Here is a 14,919-nt window from a genome sequence, read left to right as displayed (position 1 = left end):
GCCCCCGGGTCTCAGGGTGGTGCTGGGCGACGGCCGCATCGAGGAGATCGGCACCGACGAGGAGCTGCTGCGCAAGGGTGGGGCATACACCGCTCTGCACAGGGGCCAGCTCACCTAATACCGGTCGCAACCGATCAGTTCTCGTCAAATCCGCTACAGGTGAGAAAATCGTGTGAATGTTTCCGCGTGGTTCGGGCATACGCAGCGAAAACACAGAGAGGGGCGCTACGTGCTTGTACCGGACCGGAAGATCGTCAGGGAGCTGCTGACGCGGTACGCGTCGCTGAGGATCGCTCAGTCGGAGAGGCACGTGCCGAAGGCGGCACGCGAGCTGGAGGACGTCAGCTACACGCTGTGCGTGATGATGGGGACGTCCGACATCAGTGACGCCATCGCCAAGGCGGATGTCCTGCTGCTCACCGAGGGGCGGCCGCACGCCGCCGACGCGGACGGGGAGAACGGCCTGACGCTGGTCGGCTGACCGCTGACGAAAGGCCCGGCGCGGACCGGGCAGCACGCCTCGGCGGCCCCTAGGAAGGGGCCGCCGAGGCGTTCGTCCGCCCGTGGAACGCGGCGCGGTAGGCGTGCGGCGTGGTGCCGGCCACCTTGCGGAACCGCTCCCGGAACGCGGTCGGCGAGCCGAAGCCCGCCTGGCGCGCGATCCGTTCGACGGAGTGGTCGGAGTTCTCCAGCAGGTACTGGGCGCGCCGCACCCGCGCCCGCAGCAGCCACTGCAGCGGGGTGGTGCCGGTCTGCTCGCGGAAGCGGCGGCTGAAGGTCCGCTCGCTCATCCCCGCGCGCGCCGCCAGCGCGCCGAGCGTCACCTCGTGCGCGAGATGGTCCTCGATCCACTCCAGCACCGGTTCGAGCGCCGAGCCCCGGGGCACGGGGGGATGCTCGTGCACGATGAACTGGGCCTGCCCGCCCTCCCGTTCCAGCGGCATGACCGACATGCGGGCCGTGTTCGCGGCCACGGCCGACCCCAAGTCGCGGCGGATCATGTGCAGGCACAGGTCCAGCGCCGCGGCCGCACCGGCCGAGGTGAGGATCGGCCCGTTGTCGACGTACAGCACGTCCGGCTCCACCTCGACCCGCGGGAAGCGCCGGGCCAGTTCGCCGGCGGCCACCCAGTGCGTGGTGGCGCGCAACCCGTCCAGCAGCCCCGCCTCCGCCAGCACGAAGGCCCCCACGCACACCGACGCGATCCGGGTCCCGGCCTCGGCCGCCTCCCGCAGGGCCGCCAGCACCCGGGCCGACGGCGGCGCCGCATCGGGGGAGCAGCCGGGCACGATGACGGTGTCCGCCTCCGCCAGCGCCTCAAGACCCCGCTCGATCCGCAGGGTGAAGCCGCCGTCCGCGCGCACCTCGGGGGTCTCGGCACATAACCGGACCCGGTAGGCGGGCCGCCCGTCCGGCATATGGGTCCAGGCGAACGTCTGCTGGGGCGCCGCCATGTCGAAGGGCACGACGCCATCGAGGACCAGGATCGCCACAGAGTGCATGACCGTCACCCTAGGCGGGTTCCCGCCGGCCCGGTGACGTGGGGTTCGCGGCGGCACGGTGGCGCGAGCGCAGGTCGGACGAGTTGGCGGGAACCCGTCGGAAGCTGTCGTTCCAGCCCCTGGGGGATCACGCCGGAGGGGTCCTAGCGTGGGCTCGTCGACCGCATTCACGGAAAGAGCCCCGGTGACCAAGATCCTGCTGTCCCTCCATGTCCTGGCCGCCGTCATCGCCGTCGGTCCCGTGACCGTCGCGGCCAGCATGTTCCCGCCGGCCGTACGCCAGGCGGGTCCCGCCGACGCGGGCACGGCGGCGCTCCTGCACCGCATCTGCCGCGTCTACGCCAAGGTCGGACTCACCGTCCCCCTCCTCGGGTTCGCCACCGCGGCCGCGATGGGCGTCCTCGGCAGCGGATGGCTCGTCACCTCCATCGCCCTCACCGCGGCGGCCGCCGGCGTCCTGATCGCCTTCGTCCTGCCCCGCCAGGAAGAACTCCTCGGCCGACTGACGGACGAGCAGGGCGTCGACCGGCGGAGCACCGTCCGACTGGCCATGTTCACGGGCGTGTTCAACCTGCTGTGGGCCACGGTCACCGTCCTGATGATCGTCCGTCCGGGTTCCACCACGGGAGCCTGAGAGAAGTCCCGCGATCGCCTGTCACGGATGTCCGGTCTGCGTCAAGTCATCCCAAGGAATTCACACTCCGGGACACCGTGCCGCCTACACTCGCAGTCTCGCCCCCGCACGGGGCCGACGAGCAGAAAGGCACGTTGACGGGTGTTCCAGGATTCCCCCATCTACGACCGACTCATCGCGGAGCGCGGCGACGTACCCGCACAGGTGCGCCGCGAGGCCGAACGTGTGAGCAGGGAACTGGAGCTGGTCATGCGGCCCTCACAGTCCCTGGGCTACGACCGTCCGCAATCCCCCGGAGCGGGCTGGCAGCGCGCGGGCATGCTCCCCGGCCCGCGGCCGCAGTGAACCGGCCGTCGGGCCCGGGCCCGGTCTGCACCGGGCCCGGAGCTCAACGGAGCGTCGTGTTCGCTCCGTTGACGTGCAACGGCTGGACCGGTACGGGCCGGGCCAGCCACTCGGCGATGGTCCGGGCGATCGGCTGAGCCGTCTCCACCTCGACGAAGCCGAACTGCCCCGACTGGTTGCACTCCAGGAACCACCAGGTCCCGTCGGAGTCCTCCACGAAGTCGAAAGCCCCGTAGGCCAGTTCCGCCTCACGCAGATAGGACAGGGCCCCCGGCGCGATGCAGGACGGCACATCGACGGGCCGCCACGGCGAGCCGGGCGCGGCGAACCGCACGTCGACCTCGTCCGGGTCCGCGTCCTCGGCGGTCGCCTTGCGGGCGGCCAGCATCCGCTCACCCACGACGGTGAGCCGGATGTCGGCCCGCTTGGTGATCCGCCGCTGGAGCAGCGTCGGCCCGAACGCGACGGCGGAGAAGTCCGCCTCCGGCGCGACCCGGCTGGTCGGCACCGCCCGGGGCGGGTCCTGCGGATGCGCGCCCGACACCGGCTTGACCACCAGCTCCGGGTAGCGCTCCGCGAACTCGCGGGCGGCGCGCGGGAAGGTCGTGATCAGCGTCGCGGGCACGGGCAGGCCGCATCTCTGGGCCAGGCGCAGCTGCCACGGCTTGTGCCGGGCCCGGCGCGCCGCGTCGGGATGGTTCATCCAGCGCGCGTCCGAGCCCCGCAGCATGCCGTAGAGCGCCTGGGCGGCCTCCTCGGTCAGCCATGCGGACGGCTGGGCCGCCCGCGCGGCCGGTACACCGGGCCGGCGCACCCACACGGACCGGAGCCCCCCGATGCTCACCAGCCGCCCCCCGGCGGACAGATGGCCGCGGAACCGGCCGTGCACGAACTCCCCCGACAGCGCGACACCACCGGTCAGGTCCGCGGGATCGACCCGGACCACCGGAACCCCCGTCGCGTTGAGATGCACGACGACCATGTCCGCGGTGACGTCCTCCTCGCAGGTGAGGATCAGTACGGTCATCTTCGGCGGTCCGTGGTCAGTCGTCGAAGTGCGTCTTGGAGCCGGCGGTCGACGTCGTGGTGCCGAACTCTCTCAACAGGGCGAAGTCGGAGGCCGCGACCCTTCCGTCGCGGAGCACGTTCAACTGCTGTCCGGCGTCGTACACGTACGGAATGGCAGCTTCCAACTCCACTGCCGGGCGCGCGTAGTTGAGCGCGAACGGTTGCATCGTCTCTCCCTCGTCGGTACTGCGCCGAGCAGTCGGTGACCCCCCGGGCGTCGCCACCCGGTCCACCGGCCTGTTTCGGCTTCCAGAGACTTATACGAATCGAACGGGTGGTTGGTTTCCTTACTTTCCGTAGTTATTTGCCGGTTGCCGGTCCGGCCGGTGTGCCGTACTGCGCTCCCGTTCGCCGAGGGAGCCGCGGACGGTGCGCAGAGCGAGCAGCAGGACGCCGATGTCGTCCAGGTACACCGGATCGGGCACCAGGTCGGTGGGCAGCACCAGATAGAGCACCGCGCCCCAGAAGACCCAGCGCGGTCCCGTGGGAAGCCCCGCGCGCTTCAACTCGCGCCGGGTCCGTACCAGCCGCACGAGGACGACGACGGCGAAGACGAGGACGACGGCCGCGAGAGCCGCGGCCAGAACGATCACCTTTGTGGTCGTATCCACGGGTTGCCCTCCTCCTGGCATGCCGTGACACGGGACCTCCCGAACACCCCCTGAATGGATTCCCGTTTCCGGCGGCTGTATTGCGGCCGGGCCCGACATGTCGGCGAGTCGGCGGATTTCCCGTGCGGCGGTCATCCCGGTGGCTCACCCGAGTGGCACGGGGTGACGGTGGCGCCTAGTAATGGTCTGCGTAACGTCGCTCGTCACACGACGGGGGGCGCAGGAGCGGCCGCACTCTTCCCACGGAGGCGAGTATGACCACCTGCTCTTCATCACCCCGCTCGAACGAACCTGCCATACCCAACGAGCCGAACGGGTCCGCCCAGCCGTCCGCCGAGACGACCGTCGCCACCGGCACGCACCAGGTGGAGCAGACGAGCGCGCAGCCCTCCGGCCCGTACGACACGTACCGGACGGGGTACCCCCAGCCCGCCGCCGCATCCCACCAGGCCGGCCCGGCGGCCGCCGAGCCCGTCGCCCTCGGCTCCCACCCGGCGGCCGGGGCGGAAACGCGGCAGCCGGCCGCCGGACCGGACGGCATGGCCGCCCGGCCCGTTGTCCCTGACCCGGCCGAGACGGACCCCTCGGCCGCCCAGCCCCCGGACACCGGCCCGGGCCGGGCGCCCGCGCGGCCCGCCGTCGCCGGGACGGACGACGCGGACCCGACCGCCGTCCCCACCCCGGACCGGCCCTCGGCGCAGCCCGTCCCGCTCGCCGATGACTGGCGGGATCCCGCGGAGGCGCGGCCTGCTCCGCCCGTACCGGACCGGACGGACCAGGCGGAGGAGTACTCCCCGCCCGCCCATTCGGACACCGCCGGCCCGGACGAGACGTATCCGCCCGCCGGACCCACTGCGGGCGACACCGACCAGCCGGCGCGTCCGTTCGTCATCCGGTCGCTCGACGACAACCCGGTGGAGCTGCGGCCCGGCACCGGGCCGGCCTCCGGCGCGCCGTACGGCGACGCCGTCAGCGACCTGGTGCACGCGGCCGTGGCCGACCGGCCGCTGGAGGAGGTCGTCGACCTCATCGTCTCGCTGGAGGAGTCGCCCGACCACACGCAGGCGAGGGTCGACGCGCTCCGCACCGCCGGGGTGAGCCGGTCCGTGGAGGACGTGTCCCGGCTGATCGCCCTGCTGACCAAGCCTCCGCGTGACGCCGAGTGCGCCGACGAGGCGATCCGGGCCGCGGCAGCCCACCGGCCGGTGGAGGAGGTCACCCGGCTGGTGACCCTGCTGCACAAGGAGCCGCAGGAGCCCCACGTCCGCGAGGAGGCACTCCGTGCGGCCGCCACCGGCCGGTCCGTCGGGGAGCTGGTCGAGCTGATCGACCGCCTGGGCCTGGAACGGCTGGACCGCAACGGCCGTCAGCCGCACGGGACTTCGCGCCCCGAGGGGGAAACCGGTGAGCCCGGGACGCCCCACCGGGCGGGCAAGCGCCGCACGGCACGCCCGGACACGGACCGCGACACGCACCGCACCCCGGACGACGCACCGCCGGACCGGCAGCGTGCCACGGACCGGTTCGCCCGGTCCGTGTCCTGGTCGGGCTGGCTCGCCGCCCTGGCTCTCGCCGTGTGCGCGGTGGTCCACTTCCCGCTCCAGCGCGGCGACGCGTCCCTGCGGCTGCACGCGTTCGCCCTCGGCCTGTCGGTGCTGTGCACGGTGCTGGCACTGCTGCTGGCGCTGCGCCCCGTGGCGCTGGTGCTGGCCGGGTCGGTGCTGGTGCCCACGGTGCTGGCGGGGGCCCAGGCGTACGGGAGTTCCTTCCCGTCGGCGTCCCTGTCCCGGGCCGTCGACCTGGCGCTCGCCCCGCCGTGGCTGGCCGCCTCGGTCGCCGGATGCGCGGCTCTGCTGTCCCTCGTGGCGCTGGTCTTCCGGGTGCTGGCGCCCATCGCCGCCCGGCAGTGGGCGGCGGCGCCCGCGCCCGAGGCACGCGGCGTGACGGAGTGAGGCCTCGGCCGGGCCCGGCCGGCGGCCCTGCTCAGGTCCGTCGGTCGAGCAGCCCGGTCAGCACCCGGTCCGGAGTCAGCGGGAGTTCACGGAGGCGGACGCCCGTGGCGTGGTGCACCGCGTTGCCGATCGCCGCGGCCGTCCCGACGATGCCGATCTCCCCGATCCCCTTGCTGCCCATGGGATTGAGACGGGAATCCTCCTCGTCCAGCCAGTGCGCCTCGATCCCGGCGACGTCGGCGTGCACGGGCACGTGGTACGACGCCAGATCCGACTCGGTGAAGTCGCCGAACGCGGCGTCCATGGTGCTGCCCTCGGTCAGCGCCATGCCCAGCCCCATCGTCATGCCCCCGACGAACTGCGAGCGCGCCGTACGGGCGTTGAGGATGCGGCCCGCCGCATAGACCCCGAGGAGCCGGCCGACGCGGACCTCACCGGTGACCGTGTCCACGGCGACCTCGGCGAAGTGCGCCCCGAAGGCGTGCCGCGCGAAGTCGCTCTCGGCGTCCGCCGCTCCCGTCGTGTCGGCGCGGTGGTCGAGGCCCTGCTCCGGGAGCGGCCCCACGTGCCCGGCCAGCCGCCGGGCCAGTCCGGCACAGGCGTCGTGCACCGCCCAGCCCCACGAGGCGGTCCCGGACGAGCCGCCGGCCAGCGGCGCCGACGGAAGTTCCGTGCTGCCGACCTCGATCCGCACCCGCTCCAGCGGCACCCCGAGGGCATCGGCACCGACCTGAGCGAGCACCGTCCGGGCGCCCGTCCCGATGTCGGTGGCGTTGATCCGCACCAGGAACGAACCGTCCGGCAGCGCACGTGCCGTGGCCGTGGAGGGCCCGACCATGACGGGATACGTCGCCGCCGCCACGCCCGTCCCGAGCAGCAGGGGGCCCTCCCGGCGGACGGCCGGGCGGGGATCGCGCCCGGCCCAGCCGAAGCGCCGGGCGCCCTCACGCAGACACTCGACCAGCTGCCTGCTGCTGAACGGCCTGCCGCTGTCGGGCTCGACGTCCGGTTCGTTGCGGACGCGCAACTCGACCGGGTCCATGCCGAGTTCGGTGGCGAGTTCGTCCATGGCGGACTCCAGCGCGTACATGCCCGGCGCCTCGCCCGGCGCCCTCATCCACGACGGGGACGGCACGTCCAGTGCCGCCACCCGGTGGACCGTACGGCTGTGGGGTGCGGCGTACATCACCCGTGCGGGCACAGCCGCCTGCTCCACGAACTCCTTGATGCGGGAGGTGTGCGTGGTGACCTCGTGCGTCAGGGACGCGAGACGGCCCTGAGCATCGGCCCCGAGCCGCAACCGGTGCAGGGTCGGCGCGCGGTGCCCGACGACGGCGGGAAGGTAACGGCGCGGCAGGGCCACCGTCACCGGCCGTCCCGTCTCGCGTGCCGCCATGGCGGCGAGCACCACGTCCGGGCGTGGCGTGCCCTTGGACCCGAAGCCGCCACCCACGTGCTCGGCGGTGACCACGATCCGGTCCTTGGACAGACCGAACAGACCGGCGAGCACCGCCCGCACGGTGCCGGTGCCCTGGCTGGAGGTGTGCACGGTGAGCCGGCCGTCCTCCCACCGGGCGGTGCTGGTGTGCGGCTCCATCGGGTGGTTGTGCAGCGGCGGCACCCGGTACGCGACGTCCACCCGGACGTCCGCGGCACCCAACGCCCCGTCGGGGTCGCCCTGTTCACGGACGGCCGGATGACCGCCGTTGGCCTCCTCGGGCACGTACACACCCGGATGCGAAGCCGTGAGGGTCACGTCGTGCTCTTCAGTGTCGTAGGTGACACGGACGGCTGCGGCACCGGCGCGGGCAGCCTCCAGGGTCTCGCCCACCACGAGCGCCACGAACCAGCCGCGGTGCGGGACCCGCGCGTTCTGCAGCAGCGCGAGCGTGGGATCGTCCGGTTCCGCGAGCCGCGGCGCGTTCTCGTGGGTGAGGACGGCGATCACGCCGGGCACGGCCAGGGCGGCCGCCGTGTCGACGCCGGTCACCCGGCCCCGGGCCACACCCGCCGGCACGGGCCATGCCTGGGCCCGGCCGGGGGCGTGGAACTCGCCGGCGTAGCGGGCGGTGCCGCTGACCTTCTCCCGTCCCTCCCGCCGCTCGGCGGGGGCGCCCACGCTGCCGGTCATGAGGCCCTCCCGGTGAGTGCGGTGTCCGTGAGCCGGGACAGCACGTCCACGGCGAGATTGCGGGCGAGCGGCACCTTGTAGGCGTTGTCCCGCAGCGGTTGCGCGGCGGCCAGTTCGAACTCGACGGCGTGCTCGAAGGCGGCCCGGGTGGGAGCCGCGCCCAGCAGCGCCTCCTCCGCCCGTCGTGCGCGCCAGGGCCGGTGCGCCAAGGCCCCGAAGGCGACCCCCGCGTGCCCGATCACACCGTCCTCCAGGCGCAGCACGACCGCGACGGACGCGAGGGCGAAGGCGTAGGAGGCCCGGTCGCGGGCCTTGCGGTACGCCGACGGCAGCCCGGCCGTCACAGCAGGGAGGACCACGCCGGTGACCAGTTCGCCGGGGCGGATCTCGGTGTCCTGCTCGGGGCGGTCCCCGGGCAGCCGGTGGAAGTCCGCCGCCGCGACACTCCGGGCCCCCTCGGGGCCCACCAGTTCGACCCGCCCGTCGAGGGCGGTGAGTGCCACGGCCATGTCCGACGGGTGGGTGGCGATGCAGTGCTCGGAGTGCCCGAGTACCGCGTGGTCGCGGTGGACGCCGTCCCGTGCTCCGCAGCCGCTGCCCGGCTCGCGTTTGTTGCACGGCTTCGACAGGTCCTGGAAGTACGGGCACCGGGTGCGCTGGAGCAGGTTCCCGCCGGTCGTCGCCGCGTTGCGCAACTGCCCGGAGGCACCGGCGAGCACCGCCTGCGACAGCGCCGGGTACCGGTCGCGGACGAGCGGGTGGGCGGCGAGGTCGCTGTTGCGGACCATCGCCCCGACGCGCAGCGCACCTGTGGGCAGCTCCTCGACCGTGTCCAGGGGCAGCCGGGTGACGTCGATCAGGGCGGCGGGGGTCTCGACGCCGAGCTTCATCAGGTCGACGAGGTTCGTGCCGCCCCCGAGGTAACGCGCTCCGGGGTGGGAGGCGTACGCGGAGGTCGCCTCCTCGACGCTGCCGGCACGGACGTAGGCGAACTCCTTCACGGGATCACGTCCTCCACGGCCTCGGCGATCCGCGGATACGCACCGCACCGGCACAGGTTGCCGCTCAGCCGTTCCCGGATCTCCTCCCGGTCCAGCGGCACCGGTTCGCCCGAGGGTGCCGCAGGGTCGGTGACGTGCGAGGGGTGGCCGGCCGCCGCCTCGGCGAGAACACCGGCGGCGGAGCAGATCTGGCCCGGGGTGCAGTAGCCGCACTGGAACGCGTCGCGTTCCATGAAGGCCCGCTGGAGGGGATGCGGTTCCTCCCTGTCGCCGGAGAGGCCCTCGACGGTGGTGACCTCGCAGCCGTCGAGGGCGACCGCGAACAGAAGACAGCTGTTGACGCGCCGCCCGTCGACCAGGACCGTGCAGGCCCCGCACTGGCCGTGGTCACAGCCCTTCTTGGCGCCCGTGAGGTCGAGATCCTCCCGCAGGAGGTCCAGCAGGACCCGGCGGTGGTCGACGGTGAGGGTGTGGGGTTTGCCGTTGACGCGGAGCGTGGTCTGCGAGTGGTGCCGATGGTTGCCCATGTCGTGGAGGACCTTCCCGGGCGGGCCGTGATGCCGTACGGACCGCGTATCCAGCAGGACACGACTGACACCTGCGCCCCACCAGCCCGCGCCCCTACTGCTCCGACGTCACGCGCTGGGCGGCGGTCCCTTCATCGGCGGGCGGGGTCGCGGGACGCTTGACCTTGAAGCGTTCGAACGTCCGTGTGAGCTGCTGGAGCGGGGACGCGGCCGGCGGATCGGACGGCTGAGGTCTGACGGGGGCCGTCTCGGCGGACGCCTGGTAGGCGGCCAGGGCCTCGTGGGCGCTCTCGGCCGCCTCCCGGTACAGGTCACGGGACTTCGTCATGGCCTCCAGCGCCTCGGCGTACATGGCCACCAGACCGCGCTGGCGCTCCAGCTCCTCCTGGAGCGTCAGCAGGTGCCAGTCCTCGCGGAGCGCGGTGAGGGCGTCCTCGGCGCCGTCGGGCAAGGGCCTCGGCAGCGCGGCGAACCGCGTCACCGCGTCGACGAGGTCGGCGGGCTCCGAACCGTCGAGGAACACCGCGCGCACGGAGAAGTCCTGGGCGTCGTAGCCGTCCGGCGCGGGGACGCCCGGCAGCACCACGGCTCCGCCGCGCGGCACCTGGACGCCGGAGTCCCGCAGGGCCCAGTTCAGCCCGCGCAGCTGCTGCGGGGCCGCGTGGTGTTCCACCACACGGTGCCGCAGGCCCGGCGGCAGCCACCGCGCGAGCGGCGTGCGCCCCCGGTCGTCGGTGCTCATCGCCTCGTGGACGACCACGTGGATGTGCCATCCGCCGCGCACCGCGTTCCTCAGCAGGCGGCGGATCTCCTTGTCGTCCTTCGGCAGCGGGTTGATCTCACCCGGGGTCAGGCGTGTGCCGGCGTCCTCGTCCCAGGCGGTCTCCGGCTCCTGCGGCCAGAACAGGCCGGTGGGGGAGGGCCACGCGTGGTCCCACGGCTGCTCGGCCTCGGCGACCAGCATCCACTCCTGCCCGGCCCCTTCGCCCACGCCGGGTTTCAGGCTCAGCCGGGCACGCACGGTCACGTCGTCGCCGACCCGCCAGCGGGCCTCGAAGACCCGCTCCCCCGGTCCGGTCTCGTCTTCGGGCAACTCCAGAAAGTCGTCGATGGCCTGTCTGTCCTTGCGCTGCTTCAGCGAGCGCCGGAGAACGTCTTCCGCGTCACCCGCGGCGTGGCGGCCGCGCGCCGGCCACACCGTGGCGGGAGTCATGGGACGGACGGTGAGGGAGGTCTGCATGGGTCCATCTGTGAACGGGGGTACGTGCGTCTGCCAGTATCGTCGCCGCAGGCCGACGGGTGCTACCCGGGGTCGCACCCGGCCGGGGGCGGCGGCGTACGTGTCCACGAGCCTTCACCTCCCGGGCCGGCCGCGGCGTGCGCCGTCGGTCATGGCCACCGCCTACCCGGGCCGGCCCGGGCCATGTGACGCAAGGGCGGCCGTGTGGGGCGACCGTCCGGCGCGATGGGGCACCGGGCCGCGCGATCCGGCACCGGCGGCGCTCCGGAGCGGGGCCGGGCGCACGGGATGTGCGCCATGCGCGCGGGGTGTGCGCGCCGCGCGCGCACCGGAAGGACACACGCATGGTCCGGCCGCCGCGCGGTCCCGACAATGGTGCGCACGAGCAGGGCCCGCCCACCATCCGCATCGGGGCGGGTCCTGCTCGCTCCACCACGCGCGGGGCGCCGTTCAGCGCTCCGTGTCACCGGCGGGGTTCACGGCCTCGGGACCGGTCGCCGCCCAACTGGCGAGGACCTTCAGCCGCTCCTCGTACGCGGTGCCGGGCTCTGCCGTGTAGAGGGTCAGGGAGTGGGCCTCGTGGGCGGACACGGGCAGGTCCAGGGGCTGATACGTCAGTTCCAGGAAGCCCGCCTCGGGGTGGTGGAAGCGTTTGACCCCGCCGTGGTGGATCCGCACGTTGTGGGCCGCCCAGCGGGTGCGGAACTCGTCGCTGACCGTGCACAGTTCACCCACGAGCTCGCGCAGGGCCCTGTCGTGGGGGTAGCGGCCCGCCTCGGCGCGCAGCAGCGCGACGGTGATCCTGGCGCCGGTGTCCCAGTCGTCGAGGAAGTCGCGCGAGCCGGGTTCGAGGAAGAAGTACCGGGCGAAGTTGGGCCGGCCGCGCTCGACCGTGACCCCGCTGTCGAACAAGGGGGCGAACAGGGCGCGGGCGAGGGCGTTGGTGGCCACCATGTCCAGCCGGCCGTTGGTCACGAACGCCGCGGACAGGGTCACCGAGTCGAGCAGCCACTGGACGTGGGGCGGGATCTCGGCGGGCTTGCGGCGGCGCCGGGTCACCGGCCCGGGCTGGGCCGCCTTGGCCAGGTCGAACAGATAGGTGCGTTCGTCCTCGTTCAGTTGCAGCGTGCGGGCGACCGCGTCGAGGACCTCCTCGGAGACACCGCCGATGTGCCCCCGCTCCAGCCGCGTGTACCACTCGGTGCTCACACCGGCGAGAACCGCCACCTCCTCCCGGCGCAGTCCCGGCACCCGGCGCCGGCCGCCGGAGGGCAGCCCGACCTGCTCCGGGGTGAGCTGGCCGCGCCGGCGGGCGAGGAAGTCACGGATGTCGGCGCGGTTGTCGGAGCGGTGGTCCATGTCCCCCACGCTAAGCCCGGGAACCGGGGCGAGGGGGGTTGAGCTTGTACCCCCCATGAACGCGGCCTCCCGCGCCGGCGGGAAGCGCGGTTTCGTGGGACACGCACATCGATCTCGATCGTTCGGAGACGACGCATGACCACGCGAGGAGGAACCCTCCACGCCCCCGCCGAGGCGCACACCGGCCACCACGAGCATCCGCCCACCCGGCTCCCGCTCGTCGTGTACGTCCTGGCTCTCGGCACCTTCCTGATGGGCACGACCGAGTTCGTCGTGGCGGGACTGCTGCCCGAGATCGCCGGGGACGTCGGGATCGGCGTCGCCCGGGCCGGCCTGCTCATCACGGTCTTCGCGGTCGGGATGATCGTCGGTGCCCCGCTGATGGCCATGCTGACGCTGCGGCTGCCCAGGCGGCTCACGCTGATCCTCGCCCTGGGCGTCTTCGCGGCCGGGCACGTCGTCGTCGCGCTCGGCACCGGCTTCGGTGTCCTGCTGGCGGCCAGGTTCCTCACGGCGCTGGCGACCGGGGCGTTCTGGGCGGTGGCCAACGTCGTGGCCGCCCACGCCGCCGGTCCCGCCGCGAGCTCCCGCGCCCTCGGCGTGGTGGGCGCCGGCGCGATGCTCGCCAACGTCGTCGGTGTACCGCTCGGTGCCTTCGCCGGACAGCTCATGGGCTGGCGGGGACCCTTCTGGGCCCTGGCCGTCCTCGGGGCGGCCGCCACGGTGCTCATCGCCCGCCACGTTCCGCGCGACACCGACGGCCACGGGGCGATCTCCGTCCGCTCCGAGCTGTCCGCCCTGCGCTCGGGCCGCCTGTGGCTGGCCCTGGCGGCCTGCGCGACCACGACCGGCGGCGTGCTGTCGACGTACACCTACATCTCGCCGCTGCTGACCGGCCGGGCCCACCTGGCCGCCACGCTCGTGCCCCTGGTGCTGGTCGGATTCGGCGCCGGCGCCCTGGCGGGTTTCCTGGTGGGCGGCCGGCTGGGTGACCGCCGCCCGTACACGACGACGATCGCCGCCGCCGCGGTGACCACGGTCCTGCTGCTGGCGATCTGCCTGCTGTCCGCCCACCCGGTGCCCACGATCGCGCTCGTCGCCCTGCTGGGTCTGTTCGGTCTCGGCGCCAACCCGGTGCTGATCTCCCTGGGCGTCCGTTTCGCCGGCCGGGCACCCACCCTGGGCTCCGCGCTGACCGTGTCGGCGTTCAACCTCGGCACCGCCGCCGGCTCCTGGATCGCGGGCCTCGCCCTCGACTCCCCGCTGGGAGCCACGGGGCCGGCCGCCGTCGGCACCGCCATCGCCGCGCTCACGCTGGTCCCCACGATCGCCATCGCGGTCGTCCAGCGACGCCGGTCCTCGGCACACACCGGTGCGATCGTCCACCGTTCAGCACCCGAGAACGCCTGAAACCCCCATGTCACGAGCCGTATCCGGCTCACCACCCAAGGAGCGGACCCATGCGCGCTGCTGTTCTGCGTGCCTGGCAGCGGCGGATCAACCCCGGCAAGGTCTTCGACCTCGTCGTCCCGCTCGACGAGGCCGCCGAGGCCTACCGGGCCATGGACGAGCGCCGTGCCGTCACGGCCGTGCTCACCCTCTGACCCACCCACCCGCCGGCAGCTCCGCAGGCCTGACCAGGCGGGGGCCGGGTACACGGCCCGTGCACGAGACGGTGTGGACGCAGGAGAGGGGACCGGGGGAGTGTCGGTGAAGGCGATGGGCTGGGCGCATTCGTTCCGGATGTCCGAAGGCGTGCGCGCAGGACGGGAATGGACGCGCAGACGTCTCGACTCCCTGCCCTGGGCCGCTGCCGAGCCGGACACGGTGGACGCCATCGTGCTGGCGGTGTCGGAGCTGATCACCAATGCGCACATCCACGCGCACAGTGACGCGCACCTCGTCCTGACCTGGGACGGCGACTGCCTTCATGTCAGCGTCCACGACGAGGACCCGACGCTGCCGCGCCAGCGCGATCCCGAGCCGGGCGAGGTCTCCGGCCGCGGGGTGGCGATCGTGCGCAAGCTCGCCGACGAGTGGGGGATGAGGTGCCAGCGGCACGGCAAGACGGTGACGGCATGCTTCCGTCCCGCCGACCCCGACCCCGACCCCGACCCCGGTGCCGGTACGGCCCGCTCCTGAAGGAGAAGCGTCGTGTACCTGGCACGTGGGTCGAGTGACGACCCCTATCTCTGGCTCTGGGTCCTGGGCGCTGTCGCGCTGTACGCACTGATCAGCTACGCACTGGCGTACCGCGCCCGCGCCCGGCGCGGCTCCGCGCACCCGGCCCATGACGCCCTGCACGACCTCAAGGACCGGGAGGATCCCCAGCCGCCCGAGAACCGCTTCGTCAGCCGTCTGATCATGCTGTCCGGAGCGGTGCTCACGGGTCTCGTCGCCTACCTGACCGGCGGCGTCGTGCGGATTCTTGCGGCCGCGTTCACCGCCGTTGCCGCGGTGAGCGTCTGGGCGTACTACGACCACCGCACGCAAACACGTGCGGCGGCCGGGCGGTAGCGCTGACCCGGGCCCCCTCGTGCCTGCGTGAG

The 14,919-nt window shown here is 73.3% G+C and carries 16 protein-coding genes and 2 pseudogenes; 9 read left to right on the top strand and 9 right to left on the bottom strand.

Annotated features, from left to right (window positions below; all coding sequences use genetic code 11):
* Positions 1-16: 16 nt before the first annotated feature.
* Together AB0E85_RS17495 and AB0E85_RS17490 are read left to right on the top strand one after the other, a co-directional pair.
* Positions 17-118 (top strand): annotated as a pseudogene (locus tag AB0E85_RS17495) (ABC transporter ATP-binding protein); the annotation flags it as partial.
* A gap of 111 nt (positions 119-229) precedes the next feature.
* Positions 230-481 carry a DUF5133 domain-containing protein gene (locus AB0E85_RS17490; protein WP_062930948.1) on the top strand — a complete coding sequence of 84 codons (252 nt, stop codon included), beginning with the start codon at positions 230-232 and terminating at the stop codon, positions 479-481.
* 49 nt (positions 482-530) lie between these two features.
* Here the strand turns inward: AB0E85_RS17490 and AB0E85_RS17485 are convergent, their stop codons facing one another.
* Entirely contained in the window at positions 531-1,502 is a 972-nt protein-coding gene (locus AB0E85_RS17485) for a helix-turn-helix domain-containing protein (RefSeq protein ID WP_361927561.1), read from the bottom strand.
* 184 nt (positions 1,503-1,686) lie between these two features.
* Between AB0E85_RS17485 and AB0E85_RS17480 the strand changes: the two genes are divergently transcribed.
* Both AB0E85_RS17480 and AB0E85_RS17475 read left to right on the top strand, forming a co-directional pair.
* Positions 1,687-2,136: a hypothetical protein gene (locus AB0E85_RS17480; protein WP_361927558.1), complete on the top strand. Its 450-nt coding sequence runs from the start codon at positions 1,687-1,689 to the stop codon at positions 2,134-2,136.
* 141 nt (positions 2,137-2,277) lie between these two features.
* On the top strand, positions 2,278-2,481 hold the full coding sequence (locus AB0E85_RS17475; protein WP_361927555.1) for a hypothetical protein: 204 nt from the start codon (positions 2,278-2,280) through the stop codon (positions 2,479-2,481).
* A 43-nt stretch (positions 2,482-2,524) separates the two neighbouring features.
* Here the strand turns inward: AB0E85_RS17475 and tgmB are convergent, their stop codons facing one another.
* From tgmB to AB0E85_RS17460, 3 genes are all read right to left on the bottom strand, one after another.
* Positions 2,525-3,508, bottom strand: a complete 984-nt coding sequence (gene tgmB / locus AB0E85_RS17470) for an ATP-grasp ribosomal peptide maturase (RefSeq protein ID WP_361927553.1) — start codon at positions 3,506-3,508, stop codon at positions 2,525-2,527.
* Positions 3,509-3,524: 16 nt separating this feature from the next.
* The gene (gene tgmA, locus AB0E85_RS17465) at positions 3,525-3,716 is read right to left on the bottom strand and encodes a putative ATP-grasp-modified RiPP (RefSeq protein WP_031111424.1); all 192 of its coding nucleotides are present in this window, start codon (positions 3,714-3,716) and stop codon (positions 3,525-3,527) included.
* 120 nt (positions 3,717-3,836) lie between these two features.
* Entirely contained in the window at positions 3,837-4,160 is a 324-nt protein-coding gene (locus AB0E85_RS17460) for a YkvA family protein (protein WP_361927549.1), read from the bottom strand.
* 254 nt (positions 4,161-4,414) lie between these two features.
* On the opposite strand from AB0E85_RS17460, the gene AB0E85_RS17455 reads away from it, so the two are divergent.
* A complete protein-coding gene (locus tag AB0E85_RS17455; protein ID WP_361927546.1) occupies positions 4,415-6,112 on the top strand; it encodes a hypothetical protein in 1,698 nt (565 codons plus the stop codon).
* A gap of 31 nt (positions 6,113-6,143) precedes the next feature.
* On the opposite strand, the gene AB0E85_RS17450 is transcribed toward AB0E85_RS17455, so the two are convergent.
* The 5 genes from AB0E85_RS17450 to AB0E85_RS17430 form a co-directional block, all read right to left on the bottom strand.
* The gene (locus AB0E85_RS17450) at positions 6,144-8,243 is read right to left on the bottom strand and encodes a xanthine dehydrogenase family protein molybdopterin-binding subunit (protein WP_361927544.1); all 2,100 of its coding nucleotides are present in this window, start codon (positions 8,241-8,243) and stop codon (positions 6,144-6,146) included.
* Entirely contained in the window at positions 8,240-9,244 is a 1,005-nt protein-coding gene (locus AB0E85_RS17445; RefSeq protein ID WP_361927542.1) for a xanthine dehydrogenase family protein subunit M, read from the bottom strand. Before AB0E85_RS17445 ends, AB0E85_RS17450 begins: the two co-directional genes overlap by 4 nt.
* The gene (locus AB0E85_RS17440) at positions 9,241-9,771 is read right to left on the bottom strand and encodes a 2Fe-2S iron-sulfur cluster-binding protein (RefSeq protein ID WP_361927539.1); all 531 of its coding nucleotides are present in this window, start codon (positions 9,769-9,771) and stop codon (positions 9,241-9,243) included. The genes AB0E85_RS17445 and AB0E85_RS17440 overlap by 4 nt, the downstream gene beginning before the upstream one ends.
* Positions 9,772-9,865: 94 nt before the next feature.
* Positions 9,866-11,011 carry a hypothetical protein gene (locus AB0E85_RS17435; RefSeq protein WP_361927536.1) on the bottom strand — a complete coding sequence of 382 codons (1,146 nt, stop codon included), beginning with the start codon at positions 11,009-11,011 and terminating at the stop codon, positions 9,866-9,868.
* A gap of 450 nt (positions 11,012-11,461) precedes the next feature.
* On the bottom strand, positions 11,462-12,370 hold the full coding sequence (locus AB0E85_RS17430; RefSeq protein ID WP_361927533.1) for a helix-turn-helix transcriptional regulator: 909 nt from the start codon (positions 12,368-12,370) through the stop codon (positions 11,462-11,464).
* A gap of 135 nt (positions 12,371-12,505) precedes the next feature.
* Here AB0E85_RS17430 and AB0E85_RS17425 point away from each other — a divergent pair, with 135 nt between their 5' ends.
* From AB0E85_RS17425 to AB0E85_RS17410, 4 genes and pseudogenes are all read left to right on the top strand, one after another.
* Positions 12,506-13,780 (top strand): MFS transporter, encoded by a 1,275-nt coding sequence (locus AB0E85_RS17425; protein ID WP_361927530.1) that lies wholly within the window; start codon positions 12,506-12,508, stop codon positions 13,778-13,780.
* A gap of 74 nt (positions 13,781-13,854) precedes the next feature.
* Positions 13,855-13,974: pseudogene (locus tag AB0E85_RS17420) on the top strand (IMP dehydrogenase); the annotation flags it as partial.
* 100 nt (positions 13,975-14,074) lie between these two features.
* On the top strand, positions 14,075-14,512 hold the full coding sequence (locus AB0E85_RS17415) for an ATP-binding protein (RefSeq protein WP_361927625.1): 438 nt from the start codon (positions 14,075-14,077) through the stop codon (positions 14,510-14,512).
* Between the two features lie 12 nt (positions 14,513-14,524).
* A complete protein-coding gene (locus AB0E85_RS17410) occupies positions 14,525-14,887 on the top strand; it encodes a hypothetical protein (RefSeq protein WP_361927527.1) in 363 nt (120 codons plus the stop codon).
* The last annotated feature ends 32 nt before the right edge of the window (positions 14,888-14,919 follow it).

Source organism: Streptomyces sp. NPDC029044 (genome assembly GCF_040637495.1).
Classification (GTDB): Bacteria; Actinomycetota; Actinomycetes; order Streptomycetales; family Streptomycetaceae; genus Streptomyces.
The sequence above is the reverse complement of the archived record's forward strand: the minus strand, read 5'-3'. Positions and strand labels throughout refer to the sequence as shown.